The following is a 15,379-nucleotide window of genomic DNA, read 5'->3' as shown; positions in this document are numbered from 1 at the left end:
CCCCCCCCCCCCCTCCGCTCCCCCCCCCCCCCCCCCCCCCCCCCCCCCCCCCCCCCCCCCCCCCCCCCCCCCCCCCCCCCCCGCACCCGCGAACCCCTCAAGCGGCCAGGGCTTCGGTGCCGCGCGACGGGAGCGCCGGGGCGCCGCTGATGAGGTCGGCGGCCTTCTCGGCGATGGCGATGACCGGGGCGTTGGTGTTGCCGCGGGTGATCGTCGGCATCACCGAGGCGTCGACCACGCGCAGCCCCTCGATGCCCATGACGCGCAGTTCGGCGTCCACGACCTGCCCCATCGCGCACGTGCCCACGGGGTGGTAGGTCGACTGCGTGCGGGCCCGCGCGTAGGCGCGCAGGTCCTCCTCCGAAGTGGACGCCGGCGGCCGGAACGCCGTCTCCGTGTACGGCTCCAGCGGCGCCGTGCCGGCGATCTCCAACGCGATCCGCAACGCGCGCACGGCCGTGTCCAGGTCGGCGGGGTCGGCGTAGTAGTTGTGCACGATCCGCGGCTTGGCCGTCGGGTCGTCCGAGCCCAGCGACACGTGCCCGCGGCTCAGCGGCGTGAGCAGGGACGCCCCCAGCGTGATCGCGTGCGCCGTGGGCGCGGCCAGGCCGCTGTCGGCGATCATCACCGGCGCGGTGAGGAACTCGACGTCCGGCGCGGGCAGGCCGCCGACCGTCCGCACGAAACCGCCGGCCTCGGGGCCGTTGGAGGTCAGCGGGCCCCGACCCTCGGTGATGAACTGCTGGACGGACTCGGGAGCGCCCGCCGCCAGCATGCTGATCGGGTGCCGGTGGGTGTAGACCAGCGGCACGAGCGCGTGGTCCTGGAGGTTCTGCCCGACCAGCGGCTGGTCGAGCACGACCGGGATGTTCAGCGCGCCCAGCATCGCGGCCGGCCCGATGCCCGACAGCATCAGCAGCTGCGGCGAGTTGTACGCCCCGGCGGCGAGGACGACCTCGCGCTCGGCGCGCACGGTGATCTCCTCGCCGGCGCGGTAGCCGACCACGCCCGTGGCGCGTCCGCCCTCGACCAGCACGCGGTGGGTCTGGAGGTTCGCCTCCAACGTGAGGTTCGGGCGGTGCAGCACCGGGTGCAGGAACGCGGTCGCGGCGCTGGACCGGCGGCCGTCGCGCTGGGTGACCTGGAAGTAGCCGAACCCGTCCTGGGCGGGGCCGTTGAAGTCGTCGTTGGCGTCGAACCCGGCGGCCGCGGCGGCGTCGAGGAACGCGGTCGACATGGGGTTGCGGGCGCGGTTGTCCGACACGCCCAGCGGACCGCCCACGCCGTGGAACGCCGACTCGCCGCGGTCGTTGTCCTCCGAGCGCAGGAAGTAGCCCAGCAGGTCGTCGAAACCCCACCCCGGCTGCCCCCAGGCGTCGAAGTCGAGCGGGTTGCCGCGCACGTAGATCATCGAGTTGATGGAGCTGGTGCCGCCCAGCACCCGGCCCTGCGGCAGGAACACGCGGCGCCCGTTGAGGCCCGGCTCGTCGTGGGTGTCGTAGTCCCAGTCCACGCCCGTGCGGAACAGCTTCGCGAAACCGGCCGGCACGTGGATGTTCTCCACGGTGTCGAGCGGACCGGCTTCCACCAGGCACACGGTGACGTCCGGGTCCTCGGTGAGGCGTGCCGCGAGCACGCAGCCCGCGGACCCGCCGCCGACGATCACATAGTCGTACATCCGGTTCTCCTTCTCCGAACGAGCGGTCCGCGCACCGCCGGACGCCGCGCACGACCCGTCGTTGCGACCTCTGGACCGTGCGCGGCCTGCGGACGTGCTGGAAGTGGATCAGCCCTGGAGCGGGCTGGACTGGTAGGACGCGAGCCACCAGTCGCCGTCGCGCTTCACGACGACCCACATGGTGCGGGAGGAGTTGCCCTCCGGGACGGACGTGGCGTCCTTGGCCGCCAGCCCGCCCGTCGTGATGACCATCGCGACGTCGGGGCTCAGGAGCCGGACGTCCGCGACCTCGTCGATCAGCTTCGTGCCGCTGAAGCCCGCGTTGAACGCCGCCGTGAGGTACGCGTGGATCTCGCCGTGGCCCTTGAGCTGCTCGTCGCCCAGCAGCAGGCTGCCGTTCTCGACGAACAGGTCGGTGATGCCCTCGGCGTCGTTGTCCTCCCACAGGGCGCGGAAGCGCAGCACGATGGTCAGCGCGGCGCCCTCCGGGCCCGTCGTGTAGTCACCGTAGTAGGTCGCCCACTGCTTGGCCTGGGCGACGAGCGATGAGGCCTTGGAATCCATTTTCTCTCCTCCGCGGTCGGCTGGGTGCTGTTCTTCTTGAACGCCTGGTGATCGAGCCAGTGCCGGCTTCGGGCATGTGTGTCCTCTTCGGACGGATTCCCGGTCACGCTCCCCGCCCGGGGCGACAAGTTCCGCCCGCGCATGGGCGGATCAGCAGCGACAGGGGCGACGCCGCTGATCCGCCCTGACCTCCGGCGTGGCCCCCGACCGGCGGTCGTCCGGGAGGCACTCGACCGCCAGAGGTCATTCGCGCGCGCCGGCGGGGCGCGCCTCGAACCGGTTACCAGCGCAGCGTCGCGCCCTCGCCGCGCGGGCTGTTCTGGTAACCGGCGAGCAACCAGGTGCCGTTCCGCTTGACGCAGACCCAGGTCGACCGGACCGCGAGCTCGGGCGCGATCTCGGTCTCACCCGGGGCCAGGATGCCGCCGTGCGTGCGCAGCAGCGCGACGTCGTCGGAGTAGAACCGGACGTCGACCGGGTTGCCGGTCACGCCGCTGCCCTTGAAGGGGCCCGCGTACGCGGCCTTCATGAACGAGCGGATCTCGTCGCGGCCCTGCTTGAACACGTCACCCGGCAGGATGAGGATGCCGTCCTCGGCGAAGACCGCCGCCACACCGTTCGCGTCGTTCTCGGCCCACGCCGCGACGAGGCGGAGCGGGACGCTCAGGACCTCCTTCTCCTTCTCCGTGGTGAAGGGCCCGTAGTAGGCATCGAGCTGCGCTTCGCGATCTGTGGTGGCCGTAGCCATGTGCTTCCTCCTCGTCGGTTCCCGCGCGAGCAGCGGGAACCAGTTCCGCAGAACCAGTCGGCCGCATCGGAAATGATCGCCGTAAAACGCGCAACGCACGTCCGGCACTCCCGATACTGCCCCGGATCGAACTGACGTCACTTCTCCCGTGTTGCTTTGTGTCGATCACGGCCGGCGACCGCCGATGATTGGCACACCGGGCGACCGGCCCACTGCGGCCGTATCGGCCGAATGGCCGTCCGTGAATCGGGAAAGAAGTGCACCAATCGCTCCATTCACGAAGATTCGGACATAACGGTCGAATCCGCACGAAAGATTTCGGTGGCACCCCGGACCCTTTTGAGGGCACTTCACGCCCGATGTCGGAATGATCCCCGAGAAGACCGGCAAGACCGGGTGCGACACGCGGGCGAACCCCGCACAGCGGCACTCCGAACCACTCCTCCGGTGGCGACGAAGCCCCAGCGGGGCCGACCGCCCCGCACGCGAGACAAGAAGAACACCCAAGGGTTCCAGCGAGGTTCCAATTAGTGAGTTATGCTCACAAGACTGCTCTGACCTGCACTTTATCTGCATGCAACTCGAACCGACCGCTGGTTTCGACAGCGCCCGACCGCAGGGGTCGGACACCAACCGATCCACTACGGGCCACATAGACGCGCATCGCACCAGTCAATCCGCACGGCATTCGCGGGCGATCGCGGCGCCTGTCAGGGCAACCCCGGAGTAGTCCCGCCCCGATCGCCCGAGCCACGATGACGACGTTATTGCCATGGACTGGGGGAGCAATGGTTCCGGCTGCTTCGTCGCGACCAGGACGAATCGGACAGCCACTGCCGCACCGGTCGCCGCCACGACTGGCGTCGCGAAGATTCGGGTTCCCGTACGGCCGGGCGCTCGACAATTCCCCGACCGCCGGGTTGCGGTAGCGTCCACGGTGACGATCCGGTCCCCCATTGCCGTTGCGCGCGCAACCAGCTCGATGGCCTGACCGTGGTTTGCACACCTCGTTGACAGTCGCCCGCACCGCCGGCAACGGTGACGCGGGGGCAGGTCGGCGCATTTCTCCAGGACGAAATCCGGGAAAGGATTGCGGATGTACGATTACGTTATCGTCGGCGCCGGCTCCGCTGGGTGCGTGCTCGCCGCTCGACTGAGTGAGGACCCGGACGTCAAGGTCTGCCTGATCGAGGCCGGACCGGTCGACAGCTCCCAGAACATCCACATCCCGGCCGCGTGCGCCCAGCTCTTCCGCACCAACCTCGACTGGGACTACGACACCCACGTCGAGCCGTACGCCGACAACCGCCGCATCTACCTGCCGCGCGGCCGCATGCTCGGCGGCACCAGCGGCATGAACGGCATGGTGTACATCCGGGGCGCCCGCGAGCGCTACGACGCGTGGAACCAGCCGGGCTGGAGCTACGACGAGCTGCTGCCGTACTTCAAGCGGTCCGAGGACAACGAGCGCGGCGCCGACGAGTACCACGGCGTCGGCGGGCCGCTGTCGGTGTCGGACAACCGTTCCAACAACCCGATGACGACCGCGTTCGTCGAGGCGGCGCTGGAGGCGGGCTACCCGGCCAACCACGACTTCAACGCGGCCAAGGAGGAGGGCTTCGGCTTCTACCAGGTGACGCAGCGGGACGGTCGCCGGTGCAGCAGCGCGGTGGCCTACCTGCACCCGTCGATGGCGCGCCCGAACCTGACCGTCGAGACCGACATGCTCGTGCACCGGGTGCTGTTCGAGAACGGCCGCGCGGTGGGCGTCGCCGCCTCCCGGCTCAGCGAGCAGTTCGAGATCCGCGCCGCGCGCGAGGTCATCCTGTCCGCGGGCGCCTACAACACCCCGCAGCTCCTGCAGCTGTCGGGTGTCGGCCCGGCGGAGCTGCTGCGCGCGCTCGACATCCCGGTCGTGCTGGACCAGCCGATGGTCGGCCAGAACCTGATCGACCACACGCACGACTTCCTGATCTACACCACCTCCCAGCCGGTGAGCCTGCTGGCGGCCGGGCAGCCGGAGTACGTCCGGCAGTTCATGGAGGAGGGCCGCGGCCCGCTCACGTCGAACATCCCCGAGTCCGGTGGGTTCGTGGCCTCCCAGGCCGGCCTGGAGCTGCCCGACCTGCAGTTCCACGCCGCGCCGGTGATGTTCGCCGACGGCGGCCTCGGCGTGCCGACCGCGCACGCGATCTCCTTCGGCGCGGACGTGATCGACCCGCTGAGCCGGGGCAACATCATGATCGCCTCGGCCGACCCGACCACCAAGCCGAGGATCCTGCACAACTTCTTCGCCGAGGAGTCCGACATGGACGCCGCGGTGGCGGGTCTGCGGCTCACCATGGAGATCGCGAACCAGAAGGCGCTCAAGCCCTACGCCGAGGCGCTGCACAACCCGCCGGAGTCCGACTCGGACAAGGACCTGCGCGCCCACGCGCGCCGGTACTCCGAGACGGCCTACCACGCGGCCGGTTCGTGCGCGATGGGCATGGTCGTCGACCCCGAGCTGAAGGTCATGGGGCTGGAGGGCCTGCGGGTCGTGGACGCGTCGGTCATGCCGACGGTGTTCGCCAACCCGAACGGCCCGACGATCGCGATCGCGGAGAAGGCGTCCGACATGATCCTCGGACTCCCCCTCCTGCCGCCGCAGACGGTGGCCGTCGCCCACTGACGTCACCGCCGGTGACCGCAGAAGCCCCCGACCGTCTGAGCCGGTCGGGGGCTTCTGCGCGGCACGGGCCGGGCGCGGCCACGGGGCTCGTGGCCGCGCCCGGCTCACCAGGTGACAGGCAGCTCTCGCAAGCCGTAGGAGTGCGCGTCGTGCTTGAACTCCAGGTCCTCGAACGCGACGGCGGGCCGCAGCCCCGGGACGCGCCGGAACAGGGTCTCCAGGACGACCTGCAACTGCACCCGGGCCACGTGCTGCCCCAGGCACTGGTGCGGGCCGAACCCGAACGCCAGGTGGCGCCGCGCGTCGCGGGTCAGGTCGAGCCGGTCGGGGTCGGCGAACGCCGCCTCGTCGCGGTCGGCCGCGGCCCCGGACACGATCACCGCCTCACCCCGGCGCACCGGCACGCCCGACACCTCGACGTCCGCGACGGCCACCCGCGCGGTGAAGTGCTCGACGACCGTGAAGTAGCGCAGCAGCTCCTCCACCGCGCCCGGCACCCGCTCCGGGTGCGCGAGCAGGCCGGCCACCCGGTCGGGGTCGCGCATCAGCGCCAGCGCCGCCAGCGAGATCATCCCGGCGGTCGGCTCGTGCCCGGCCACCACGAGCAGCCGGGCGAGGTCGACCAGGGCGTCGCGGTCCACCTCGCCGTGCCGCTCGCGCCGGGTGCGGAGCTGCCTGCTCAGCAGGTCCTCACCGGGCACGCGTTCCTTGCGGGCCACCAGGTCGGCCAGGTAGGAGCGCAGCGCGGCGGTGGCCGCCCCGTGCTGCTCCTCGTCCGCGCCGGCGCGCGCCAACCGGGCGGTCAGCTCCTGGAACAGGACGTGCTCCCCGGGCGGGACGCCCAACTGCTCGCCGATGACCAGCGCGGGCACCGGCAGCGCCAACGCCCCCACCAGGTCGACCGGTTCCCCGGCGGCCAGCATCGCGTCCACGCACCCGTTGACGATCTCCTGGACGCGCGGTCGCAGCAGCCCGGCGTGGTCGGCGGTGAACTCGCCGCCGACCGAGCCGCGGGCCTCCGCGTGCCGGTCGCCGTCCGCGGCGAGCAGCGGCGGGGGCTCGGCGCCCGCCGCGCCACCCGACGTCCGCAGCGGGAACGCCGGGTGGCGGCGGTCCGAGGCGAACCGCGGGTCCGACAGCACGAACCGGGCGTCCCGGTGCCGCGTCACCAGCCACGCGATGCTGCCGTCGGTGAGCTGGACCCGGCTCACCGGCTCCTGGGCCCGCAGCCGGGCGTACTCCGGCGGCGGCTCGAACGGACAGGTCCGCGGAGCGGGGTAGCTCATGAGGTGCGCGGCCGCCGCGACCGCGCCCCGTTCCGCTGTGGTCACGGCGACCTCCTCACTCGGGACCGGGCCCACTCCTCGTCACGCCGCCGCGGCGGCGGCGCGCTTGGCCTGGGCCACCGTGCGGGCGAGGAAGACGGCCGCGACGACGGCGACCGCGGCCAGGATCGCCAGGTAGGTGAACGTGCTCGTGGTGGCGTCCGACGAGGACTCGGGCGTCAGCGGACGTCCGGCCAGGGTCAGGAAGAGGCTGCCGAACACGGCGATGCCGGTCACCTGGCCGAGCTGCATGGTCGTGGTCAGCAGACCACTGGCGTCCGCGGCCTTCTGCATCGGCACCTGCACCAGCGACAGCACCAGCAGCGGGCTGAACGCGAAGCCGACGCCACCGCCGACCACCACGACCGAGATCCACATCAGCGCGCCGTGCGGGTCGCTCTGCGCGCTCGCGGCGATGCCGACGTAGCCGAGGATGCACAGCACCATGCCGATGGTCGGCACGAGGTGGTGGATGCGCGGGGGCAGCTTGCGCCAGAAGAAGCCCACCAGGCCGAACGCGGCGGCCATCGGCGTGAACGTCAGACCCGCGAACAGCGCGGAGTCGCCGAGGCCCTGCTGCAGGTGCAGCGCGAAGGCGAACAGGAAGCCGCCGTAGGCGATCTGGTTGAGCAGCAGGGTGGACACGCCGGTGCCCATGCTGGCGGCCTTGAACACGTCCAGGTTCAGCAGCGGGTCGCCGCCGCGGGCGCCGATGCGCTTCTCCACGACCACGAACACGACCGCGAGCACGAGGCCCAGCGCCACGCAGATGAACGTCCACGCGGGCCAGCCGGCCTCGTGGCCGAGCACCAGCGGCAGCACGATCAGGAACACCGCGGGCACCGAGATGGCCAGGCCCACCGGGTCGAGCTTGCGGGTGCCGCGCGGCGCGTCGGCCTCCATCAGCTTCGGCACCAGCAGCGCCAGGGCGATGCCGATCGGCACGTTGACCAGGAACGCCGGCCGCCAGGTCAGGTCCGCGATGTTGGCGTTGACGATGACGCCGCCGAGGATCATGCCCGCCACCGCGCCGACCGACAGCACCGCGCCGTACGCGCTGAGCGCCTTGGCCCGGGCCTGGCCGGTGAACCGCATCTGGATGACGCTCATGATCTGCGGCACCATGACGGCCGCCGCGGCGCCCTGGACGAACCGGGCGATGATCAGCACGAGCGTGGACGGTGCGATACCGCAGACCAGCGACGCCACGGTGAAGCCGATGGCGCCGATCAGGTACATGCGGCGCCTGCCGTGCAGGTCGCCCAGCCGGGCGCCGGTGATCAGCAGCATCGCGTACGCGACGGTGTAGCCGCCGACGACCAGTTGCAGGGAGGCGCCGGACGCGTTGAGGTCGACGCCGATGGTGGGCATGGCGACGTTGACGATCGTGACGTCCAGCAGGGCCATGAACTGGCCCAGCAGCAGTACCGTCAACATCCCCCACGGGTGCTTGCCCGAGACTTCCTGCGCGGGCGAGGAAGTGGCTGGTTGGGTTGTCATGCGGCCACTGTGGCGGTTCGGGCGAGCACACGGGTAGAGCCCGCGAACACTGTTACTGGTACTACCATGAACTACGCTGTGCGAAGCCGTGGAGGCACAGCGTGAGGATGGGGTTGATGAGCGTCGAGACCGCGGCGACGGTGCAGGAACGTCGCCGAGCCGAACTCGGGCAGTTCCTCCGGGCGTGCCGAGCGAGGTTGAGCCCGGAGGACGTCGGGCTGCCGCCGGGAACGCGCAGGCGCACCGTGGGCCTGCGCCGCGAGGAGGTAGCGCTGCTCGCCGGTGTGGGGGTCACCTGGTACACCTGGATGGAGCAGGGCAGGTCGATCAACGTCAGCGCGCAGGTGCTCGACGCCGTCGCGCGCACCCTCCGGCTGGACGCGACCGAGCGCTGGCACCTGTACCACCTCGCCGAGGCTACCCCTCAGCGCGTCGGCACGACGGCGACGAAGATCCCCGACGAGATCCGGGCGGTGCTGCGGGGCCTGGACCCGCTGCCCGCGACGCTGATCAACGCCCGGTACGACGTGATCCTGGCCAACGACGCGCACGCCGACCTGCTGTGGCAGTGGCACTCGATGCCGTGCGTGCACCGCAACATGCTGTGGTGCCACCTGACCGAGCCCACCGCCAGGCAGAAGCTGCTCAACTACGACGAGGAAGTGCCCTACACGGTGGCCCGCCTGCGCGCCGACTACGCCCGCCACGTGGGCGACCCGGAGTGGGAGGAGGACATCCGGCGGCTGCTCGCGCTCAGCGACGAGTTCGCGGAGCTGTGGGCGCGGCACGAGGTCGCCGAGCCGGAGGTCCGCATCCGCAAGCTGTCCAACCGCGACGCGGGCGACATGGCGTTCTCGATCAACGAGCTGGAGGTGGCGTCGATGCGCGGGATGCGGATCGAGGTCTACGTCCCGGCCGACGACACGACCAAGCAGCGCCTGCCGCTGACCAGGGGACACGTGACGGGGGCCTGCTGACCCGGGTGGCCGCCGCGCGGGCGCCGGCGGACCCCGCTCCCGCGCGGCCGTGCGCCGGGACGCCCGACGTCCCGGCGCCGGGTGGAAGAGGTCGTCCTAGAAGAGGTCGTCCTCGTGCACGAAACCGACGAGGTCCTTGTTGACGTTGTCGTGGTCGAGCACCAGCGCCCAGAACTCGCCCTCGTACATCTGATCCGTGACGGCCACCAGGGCGACGTCGTGCCCGGCCTGGATGACGCCGTAGCCGCAGGCCATCAGCGGGCAGCTGTGCGCCCACATCTCGGCGGCCGGGCGGTTCGGACCCTCACCGACCGAGGTGCACGGTTGGTGGACGTTGTCCTGGTACAGGGCCGTCGTGTCCACGAAACCCGCGATCGGCAGGGTCGGATTGGCCGGGTGGTCGGTGAGCACCATGTTCCAGAAGATGCCGGCGTTCGAGGTGTAGCAGTACGCCATCACGAACGAGTTCGCCGGGACCTCGTGGTAACCGCAGCTCAGGGAGGCGCACTGGCGCACCCACGCGGTCGTGCTGGTGTACGTCGTGACGACGGACTCCTGGGCACCCACCATCTCGATCGCCGGGCTGTTCCCGGAAGTGGCTGCTGCCGGCACCTGGACGTCGACCGCGGGCGTTGCCGGGGCGGCGGTCGCGCTCGGCGCGAGCGCGGCGACGACGGCCAGAGCCGTCGCCAGAGCGCCCAGGAACGATCGGAACTCGTGCATCAACTGTTCCTCTGCGGGAGGGGCGCCGGGAGAGCCCGAAGCCGAGGGTGAGAAGGCGCTCCGGGCATGGAGGTGAGCCGGCAGCGCGTCCAGATCGTCTCGGCACGGCGTCCCGTCGTCAACGAACCGGTCCCGCCGGCGGGAAAGCGCGCGCGGCGGCCTCCGGCACGACCTCGCCCCAGCCCGCGCTCACGGGTCGACGCCGGGCGCGAACTCCTCTTCCGGACGTGTTCGCGCCCCGGCTGCCACGCTTCCGCCCCGGGTGCGGCGGGCCCGAGCGGGAAGGAGGCCGAGCCGCGCCCGGCGGAGCGGCACCGGCGGCGGGTCGTCCTCCCCTGGTCCGGCCGTGTCGGCGAGCGGCAGGACGGCGCGGAGCCGGAAGCCCCCGGCGGGCGTGCGGGCGGTGTCCAGGCTGCCGCCGAGCGCGGCCAGCCGTTCGCGCAGCCCGGTCAGGCCGTGGCCGGTGGACAGGGGGCCGCGGTGGGCGGCACCGTGCCCGCCCTCGTCGTGGACCTGGATCTCGACGTGGTCCGCGGCCCAGGTCAGCAGCACCTCGACGGACGCGCCGGTGCCCGCGTGCTTGGTGACGTTGGTCAGGGCTTCCTGCGCCACCCGGTACACCGCGAGGTCCACGGTCGGCGCGACCGGCCGCGGATCGCCGACGACGCGCGACTCGACCCGCAGCCCCGCCGCCCGGAACGAGTCCAGCAGGGCCGGGAGGTCGTCGACGCCGGGCTGCGGCTCGGCCGGCTCCCCGTCGGCGCGCAGGACCTCCAGCATCCGGCGCAGCTCACCCATCGCGTTCTCGCCCAGACGCTGGATCGTGTCGAACGCGCGCCCGGCCCGGGCCGGGTCGCGGTCGACCACCCGCCGCCCGCCCGCGGCCTGGAGCACGATCACCGTGACCGCGTGGGACACCACGTCGTGCAGTTCCCGGGCGATCCGGCCGCGCTCCTCCGCGACGGCTTGGTGCGCCTCCAGCTCCCGCCTCGCCTCCAGCACCCGCGCGTGCTCCCGGCTGGTCCGGACCCACCGGCCGGTCGCCCACACCGACAGCGGCAACAAGGTCAGGTAGGCGGCCGCCGCGACGTCCACGACGAGGTCTTCGAGCCCGCTGGGGTCGAAGTCGGGCGTGGAGCTGGCGAACGCGTAGAGCAGCGCGCCGGCCAGCGCCACGCCCGCGACCCGCACCCGGCACCGCTCGGCGACGGTGAACAAGGCCAGGTACACGACGATCTCGGGGCGGAAGTCGAAGCCGCTGACGGGCGAGGCCAGCACGGCCACGGACAGCACCACGACGAACACCGCCAACGGGTGGCGGCGCCGCGCCATGAGCACGACGAACACCAGGCCCAGGTACCCCAGGGCGAACCAGAAGTCCGGCTCTTCCGGCCGCAGCGGGACGTGCGAGTAGAGCACCACGTCCATGGCGCCCGCCGCCAGGGCAAGCCCGACGTCCGCGGCCACCGGGACGAGGCGGCTCCACGTCATGAGCAGCGGGCGCAGTTGACGATGTTGTGCTTCGCGCACGCCTTGTCGCCCGGCGGGTAGGGCCCGCCGGCGAACTCGAACGCCGCCCGCGCGTCGCCCCCGTGGGCGGCGACCGCCTCCTCCAGCGCGACCGACTCGGGCATCACCGCGTTCGGCGCGTGTCGTGAGGCCGCGGCGAGGTCGAGGACGGCGAACTCCGCGCCGGCGACCCGCAGGGCGTTCACCCCGGTCGGCGGGATGCGCTCGACCGGGCCCTCGTCCGCACCCGCGAGCACGACCTCGACGTCGAGGCTGCCGTCCAGCAAGCCGGGCGGCGGGTCGGGCACCACGACCCGGGTCGGTTCGACCAGCCACCCGGCCGCGACCCGACCTCCCCCGGTCCGCGCCTCGGCCCCCGCCTCGATGGAAACGACGACGTGTGCTGCCGTCATGGTTACCCCCTGGCAAATCCGTTCAGGTCACGGCAGTGAAGAGCAGCGTGCCGCTGTCCCATCGTCCAGCCCCGGACCGACCTTGGGCATCCCCGCACGGGATTACCACGAACGAGTGAACACCCAATCGTGTGATGCCCCTGCTGGGCAACGGAGGCGCGCCGACCGAGTGTCCACCTACGACAGTGCGACCTGGACAGATCCCGGCGTGACCGGTCACCGAGCGGACATCCGGGGCCGGGAGTACCCGGCCGAATCCGCTGTGGACCGACGAGGCCCGGCGGTGGTCGCGTGCACTACTTCGACGGCTCCGCGTGGTTCCCGTGGTCGGACACCTGCGCCTCGCCCCACGCGTGCAGGGCCTGGACCAACCGCGGGTCGGAGGTGCGGAAGTCCAGCGAGGCGCCGGTGTCCAGGTCGCCGTAGACGATGGCGATGCCGGCCGCGCCGGCCGAGAGCTCCGCGAGGCCGGGCATGGCCGTTCCGTGGATCCGGGCCGGGTCGGCGAAGTCCCCGGAGCGGAAGCGTTCCGCCTCCTCCGCGAGGTGCTCGCGGATCAACGCGACCTGGGCGGCGTCGTCGACCTCGTCGGCGACGACCTCCTGCCGCAGCCCGTCGCCGGTCGGGAGGAACCGGTGCGTGGTCCGCTCCAGGTCGAACGGCATGACCGCCCGGCCCTTCTCGGCGACCTCGGACTGCCGGGCGGCCTGCCGCGCGTCGTCGTCCGGCACCGCGCACGCACCGACCGCCACCAGCAGCGTGATCAGTCCGAGGAGGAGGTTACGGCGCATCAAGACGTCCTGCTTCCGTGAGTAGTCGCAGCGCTTCGATGACGGAGCGGCGTCGCGCGGCGGGAACGTTGTCGAGCAATGCGGACAACCGGTCCGCGCGGCGACGAACCACCCCGCCCGCGACCTCACGTCCCTTGTCGGTCAACCGCAGGAGGCGGGCGCGCCCGTCGTCCGGGTCGGGGACGCGTCGCACCCAACCGCGCTGCTCCAGCCCGTCGACCAAGCGGCTCGTGGAGGACTTGCCGAGGCCGACCCGCTCGCCGAGGACGCCTTGGTGCAGCCCCCCGGCGCGCAGGACGGTGATCGCGTGCGCCTCCGCGGTCGACATCGGCGCGCCACAGGGCGTGGTCTCGGCGTCCAGCAGGCCGAAGCCGCGGACGAAGTCCACGAACACCTCGGCGAACTCCTCGTGGGGCGAGCCGCCGTCCCGATCCGACATAGTTCCACCCTAGAACTACTTGGTTCCAGGGTGCAACTACTTTGCGCCCGCCGTGGCGCGCCGTCCACGTTCTCCCCGCGACTCCGACCCAGGCCACCACCACCCGGCGGGCGCGGTCAGCGCGCGAACTCGGCGAACCGGGTCAGCGTGCCGCTCCAGCCGCCCGGCCCGTCGAAGGCCGCGCGCAGCGCCTCGGCCCGCTCGCCGAAGCGCTCGAGGTGGCGGTGACGCAGTTCCAGCCGGGTGCGGTCCGGGGACTCCTCCACGAAGTCGATCTCCACCTCGGTCTCCAGCGACGGGTCGTAGGTCCAGTCGGCCCCGATCTGCCACAGCAGCACGAGCCGGTTCGGCGGCGACCACCGCGCGACCCGGCCCCACGAGCACTCGCTGCCGTCCTCCCCGCGCTCGAACCACCGCCCGCCCTCGCGCGGTTCGACCACGACCTCGGCCAGGGGCGCCGTGCCGATCGAGTGCTCGGACGGCCAGAAGTCCGTCATCCGCGCGGTGAACAGCTCGAACGTCCGCCGCACCCCGAGGGGCACGGTCACCGTCTTGTGGACGACGATCTCCGTGGTCGCTTCGGCACCCATCTCGATCAGCTCTCCTCGCGCTCGGCCTCGGCCGCCGCCAATGCGGCGAAGTTGTCCAACGTGCTCGACCAGAACCGGTCGAGGTAATCGCGCACCACGTCCAAACCCCTGGGGTTGACGCGGTACAGCCGCCGCGTGCCCGCCGCGGCCTCCACCACCAGCTCCGCCTCCTTGAGGACCTTCAGGTGCTGCGACACGGCGGGCCGCGACACCGGCACCCGTTCGGCCAGCACCCCCACCGCCAGCGGCCCGTCGAGCAGCCGTTCGAGGATCAACCGCCGTGTCGGATCACCCAACGCGTCCAGCACGGCACCAGCGGAAGCGGTCACATCGGTAAGTCTGGACTAACGGAGTGGCGCCGTCAACCGTTCGTCGCGACTTACCGAAGCCTCGACGAGGCTTCCCCGACCCACCACGCGCATTGACACCGCCCGAACCTTCCCGAGAATCTGGCAAGCGCTTTCCACCTGACTGGAGAACCCCTCGGTGACCTCGTCCGACCCCCAGCGCGGACGCCGTGACCCGGGCTCCTCGCACACCCTCGACCGCCTGTTCCGGCCGCACCCGCTGCCGGCGGGCGACGTGAAGCTCGCCGACACGAAGCTCATCCGGTCGGCCAGGTCGAGCCGGGCCGCCGCGGACACACCGCTCATCGCCCGCAGGGACCCCGCATCCGCTCGGGCTCGGCGTAGAAGGGCACGGACCCGGACGCGCCGCCGAGCGCCCCTTCCACGTGGTGGACGCCGAAGACCACGACGCGGTCGTCTGCCGCCAAGAAAGTCCCGCGACTCGTGCGCGGCAGGCCGGCGCGGTGACCGTCGGCGAAGGCCTTCCAGGCCACGACCCCGCCCGAGAACGCTGAAATTTGCGAATATAGTTTCGAATTATTGCGAAACAAGTCCCCGGCACACCCCTGTTGGCCATACCGCGACCGGAGCACCGGACACCCCACGACAAGGGCCTTTCACCTGGGCTTCCGGCGAAGACCCAAGATCGCACTTAACCGGTTCGTCGGTGTTCATGCATGTAAACCTCGGCCTCAGACCGACCTCAGCCGGGCCTTGATCGGCCAAACTGTTTCGGTTAATACTGCTTAACGTTTCGAACCGAACAGCGTGTGGCTACGAGGAACGCCGCCACCCGCACCGAGCGGACCATCGACCGCTCCGACCCAACCCACCCCCACCCGCGCTACCGCGGGTGCTCCCCAGAAAGCGCCGAACATGACGCTGACAGCGAAGTCAGTCTCAAGAGTCGCACTCGTGTCGACCCTGGTCGCCGCCGCCGCGGGCGCCGCGGTGCTCGTGGCCGCGCCCGCCAGCGGTGCCGCCTCCACGCTCGCGGCGGCGGCCCAGCAGAGCGGGCGGTACTTCGGCACCGCGGTCGCGGCCAACAAGCTGGGCGACTCGACCTACGTGGGCATCCTGAACCGCGAGTTCGACATGGTCACG

The 15,379-nt window shown here is 71.6% G+C and carries 14 protein-coding genes and 1 pseudogene; 3 read left to right on the top strand and 12 right to left on the bottom strand.

The features are described 5' to 3' along the window. Positions 1 to 97: 97 nt before the first annotated feature. The 3 genes from ACZ7GX_RS16100 to ACZ7GX_RS16090 all read right to left on the bottom strand — a co-directional run bounded on the left by ACZ7GX_RS16100 (position 98) and on the right by ACZ7GX_RS16090 (position 2,990). Positions 98 to 1,678, bottom strand: a complete 1,581-nt coding sequence (locus tag ACZ7GX_RS16100) for a GMC family oxidoreductase (protein ID WP_498777241.1) — start codon at positions 1,676 to 1,678, stop codon at positions 98 to 100. Between the two features lie 108 nt (positions 1,679 to 1,786). Further along, positions 1,787 to 2,242 (bottom strand): SgcJ/EcaC family oxidoreductase, encoded by a 456-nt coding sequence (locus tag ACZ7GX_RS16095; protein ID WP_498777239.1) that lies wholly within the window; start codon positions 2,240 to 2,242, stop codon positions 1,787 to 1,789. 280 nt (positions 2,243 to 2,522) lie between these two features. Then, positions 2,523 to 2,990, bottom strand: a complete 468-nt coding sequence (locus ACZ7GX_RS16090) for an SgcJ/EcaC family oxidoreductase (protein ID WP_498777237.1) — start codon at positions 2,988 to 2,990, stop codon at positions 2,523 to 2,525. A 1,096-nt stretch (positions 2,991 to 4,086) separates the two neighbouring features. Here ACZ7GX_RS16090 and ACZ7GX_RS16085 point away from each other — a divergent pair. After that, positions 4,087 to 5,661, top strand: coding sequence for a GMC family oxidoreductase (locus ACZ7GX_RS16085; RefSeq protein ID WP_498777235.1), 1,575 nt, complete (start codon positions 4,087 to 4,089; stop codon positions 5,659 to 5,661). 104 nt (positions 5,662 to 5,765) lie between these two features. On the opposite strand, the gene ACZ7GX_RS16080 is transcribed toward ACZ7GX_RS16085, so the two are convergent. Further along, a complete protein-coding gene (locus tag ACZ7GX_RS16080) occupies positions 5,766 to 6,992 on the bottom strand; it encodes a cytochrome P450 (RefSeq protein WP_498777233.1) in 1,227 nt (408 codons plus the stop codon). Between the two features lie 36 nt (positions 6,993 to 7,028). Further along, positions 7,029 to 8,486, bottom strand: coding sequence for an MFS transporter (locus ACZ7GX_RS16075; RefSeq protein ID WP_498777231.1), 1,458 nt, complete (start codon positions 8,484 to 8,486; stop codon positions 7,029 to 7,031). A 116-nt stretch (positions 8,487 to 8,602) separates the two neighbouring features. Between ACZ7GX_RS16075 and ACZ7GX_RS16070 the strand changes: the two genes are divergently transcribed. Then, positions 8,603 to 9,463: a helix-turn-helix transcriptional regulator gene (locus ACZ7GX_RS16070; protein WP_498777229.1), complete on the top strand. Its 861-nt coding sequence runs from the start codon at positions 8,603 to 8,605 to the stop codon at positions 9,461 to 9,463. A 96-nt stretch (positions 9,464 to 9,559) separates the two neighbouring features. Here ACZ7GX_RS16070 and ACZ7GX_RS16065 read toward each other — a convergent pair whose 3' ends face one another. The 7 genes from ACZ7GX_RS16065 to ACZ7GX_RS16035 all read right to left on the bottom strand — a co-directional run bounded on the left by ACZ7GX_RS16065 (position 9,560) and on the right by ACZ7GX_RS16035 (position 14,257). Then, positions 9,560 to 10,186: a hypothetical protein gene (locus tag ACZ7GX_RS16065; protein ID WP_498777227.1), complete on the bottom strand. Its 627-nt coding sequence runs from the start codon at positions 10,184 to 10,186 to the stop codon at positions 9,560 to 9,562. A gap of 189 nt (positions 10,187 to 10,375) precedes the next feature. Further along, complete coding sequence (locus tag ACZ7GX_RS16060) at positions 10,376 to 11,716, bottom strand: sensor histidine kinase (protein ID WP_498777225.1); 1,341 nt, start codon at positions 11,714 to 11,716, stop codon at positions 10,376 to 10,378. After that, the gene (locus ACZ7GX_RS16055) at positions 11,674 to 12,108 is read right to left on the bottom strand and encodes a hypothetical protein (protein WP_498777223.1); all 435 of its coding nucleotides are present in this window, start codon (positions 12,106 to 12,108) and stop codon (positions 11,674 to 11,676) included. The genes ACZ7GX_RS16060 and ACZ7GX_RS16055 overlap by 43 nt, the downstream gene beginning before the upstream one ends. A 296-nt stretch (positions 12,109 to 12,404) precedes the next feature. Next, entirely contained in the window at positions 12,405 to 12,899 is a 495-nt protein-coding gene (locus ACZ7GX_RS16050) for a hypothetical protein (RefSeq protein WP_498777221.1), read from the bottom strand. Beyond that, positions 12,889 to 13,338: a MarR family winged helix-turn-helix transcriptional regulator gene (locus tag ACZ7GX_RS16045; protein WP_498777219.1), complete on the bottom strand. Its 450-nt coding sequence runs from the start codon at positions 13,336 to 13,338 to the stop codon at positions 12,889 to 12,891. Before ACZ7GX_RS16045 ends, ACZ7GX_RS16050 begins: the two co-directional genes overlap by 11 nt. A gap of 116 nt (positions 13,339 to 13,454) precedes the next feature. Further along, positions 13,455 to 13,928 (bottom strand): SRPBCC family protein, encoded by a 474-nt coding sequence (locus ACZ7GX_RS16040; RefSeq protein WP_498777217.1) that lies wholly within the window; start codon positions 13,926 to 13,928, stop codon positions 13,455 to 13,457. A gap of 5 nt (positions 13,929 to 13,933) precedes the next feature. Then, complete coding sequence (locus ACZ7GX_RS16035) at positions 13,934 to 14,257, bottom strand: ArsR/SmtB family transcription factor (protein ID WP_498777215.1); 324 nt, start codon at positions 14,255 to 14,257, stop codon at positions 13,934 to 13,936. Between the two features lie 933 nt (positions 14,258 to 15,190). On the opposite strand from ACZ7GX_RS16035, the pseudogene ACZ7GX_RS16030 reads away from it, so the two are divergent. Continuing rightward, a pseudogene (locus ACZ7GX_RS16030) lies at positions 15,191 to 15,379 on the top strand (endo-1,4-beta-xylanase); the annotation flags it as partial.

Source organism: Actinosynnema sp. NPDC037264, from assembly GCF_055603705.1.
This window is presented reverse-complemented; position numbering and strand designations above follow the sequence as displayed.

Coding starts and splice junctions, on each gene's coding strand:
- ACZ7GX_RS16100 (WP_498777241.1), bottom strand. CDS start 1,678: ATGTACGACTATGTGATCGTCGGCGGCGGGTCCGCGGGCTGCGTGCTC.
- ACZ7GX_RS16095 (WP_498777239.1), bottom strand. CDS start 2,242: ATGGATTCCAAGGCCTCATCGCTCGTCGCCCAGGCCAAGCAGTGGGCG.
- ACZ7GX_RS16090 (WP_498777237.1), bottom strand. CDS start 2,990: ATGGCTACGGCCACCACAGATCGCGAAGCGCAGCTCGATGCCTACTAC.
- ACZ7GX_RS16085 (WP_498777235.1), top strand. CDS start 4,087: ATGTACGATTACGTTATCGTCGGCGCCGGCTCCGCTGGGTGCGTGCTC.
- ACZ7GX_RS16075 (WP_498777231.1), bottom strand. CDS start 8,486: ATGACAACCCAACCAGCCACTTCCTCGCCCGCGCAGGAAGTCTCGGGC.
- ACZ7GX_RS16070 (WP_498777229.1), top strand. CDS start 8,603: ATGAGCGTCGAGACCGCGGCGACGGTGCAGGAACGTCGCCGAGCCGAA.
- ACZ7GX_RS16065 (WP_498777227.1), bottom strand. CDS start 10,186: ATGCACGAGTTCCGATCGTTCCTGGGCGCTCTGGCGACGGCTCTGGCC.
- ACZ7GX_RS16055 (WP_498777223.1), bottom strand. CDS start 12,108: ATGACGGCAGCACACGTCGTCGTTTCCATCGAGGCGGGGGCCGAGGCG.
- ACZ7GX_RS16050 (WP_498777221.1), bottom strand. CDS start 12,899: ATGCGCCGTAACCTCCTCCTCGGACTGATCACGCTGCTGGTGGCGGTC.
- ACZ7GX_RS16045 (WP_498777219.1), bottom strand. CDS start 13,338: ATGTCGGATCGGGACGGCGGCTCGCCCCACGAGGAGTTCGCCGAGGTG.
- ACZ7GX_RS16040 (WP_498777217.1), bottom strand. CDS start 13,928: ATGGGTGCCGAAGCGACCACGGAGATCGTCGTCCACAAGACGGTGACC.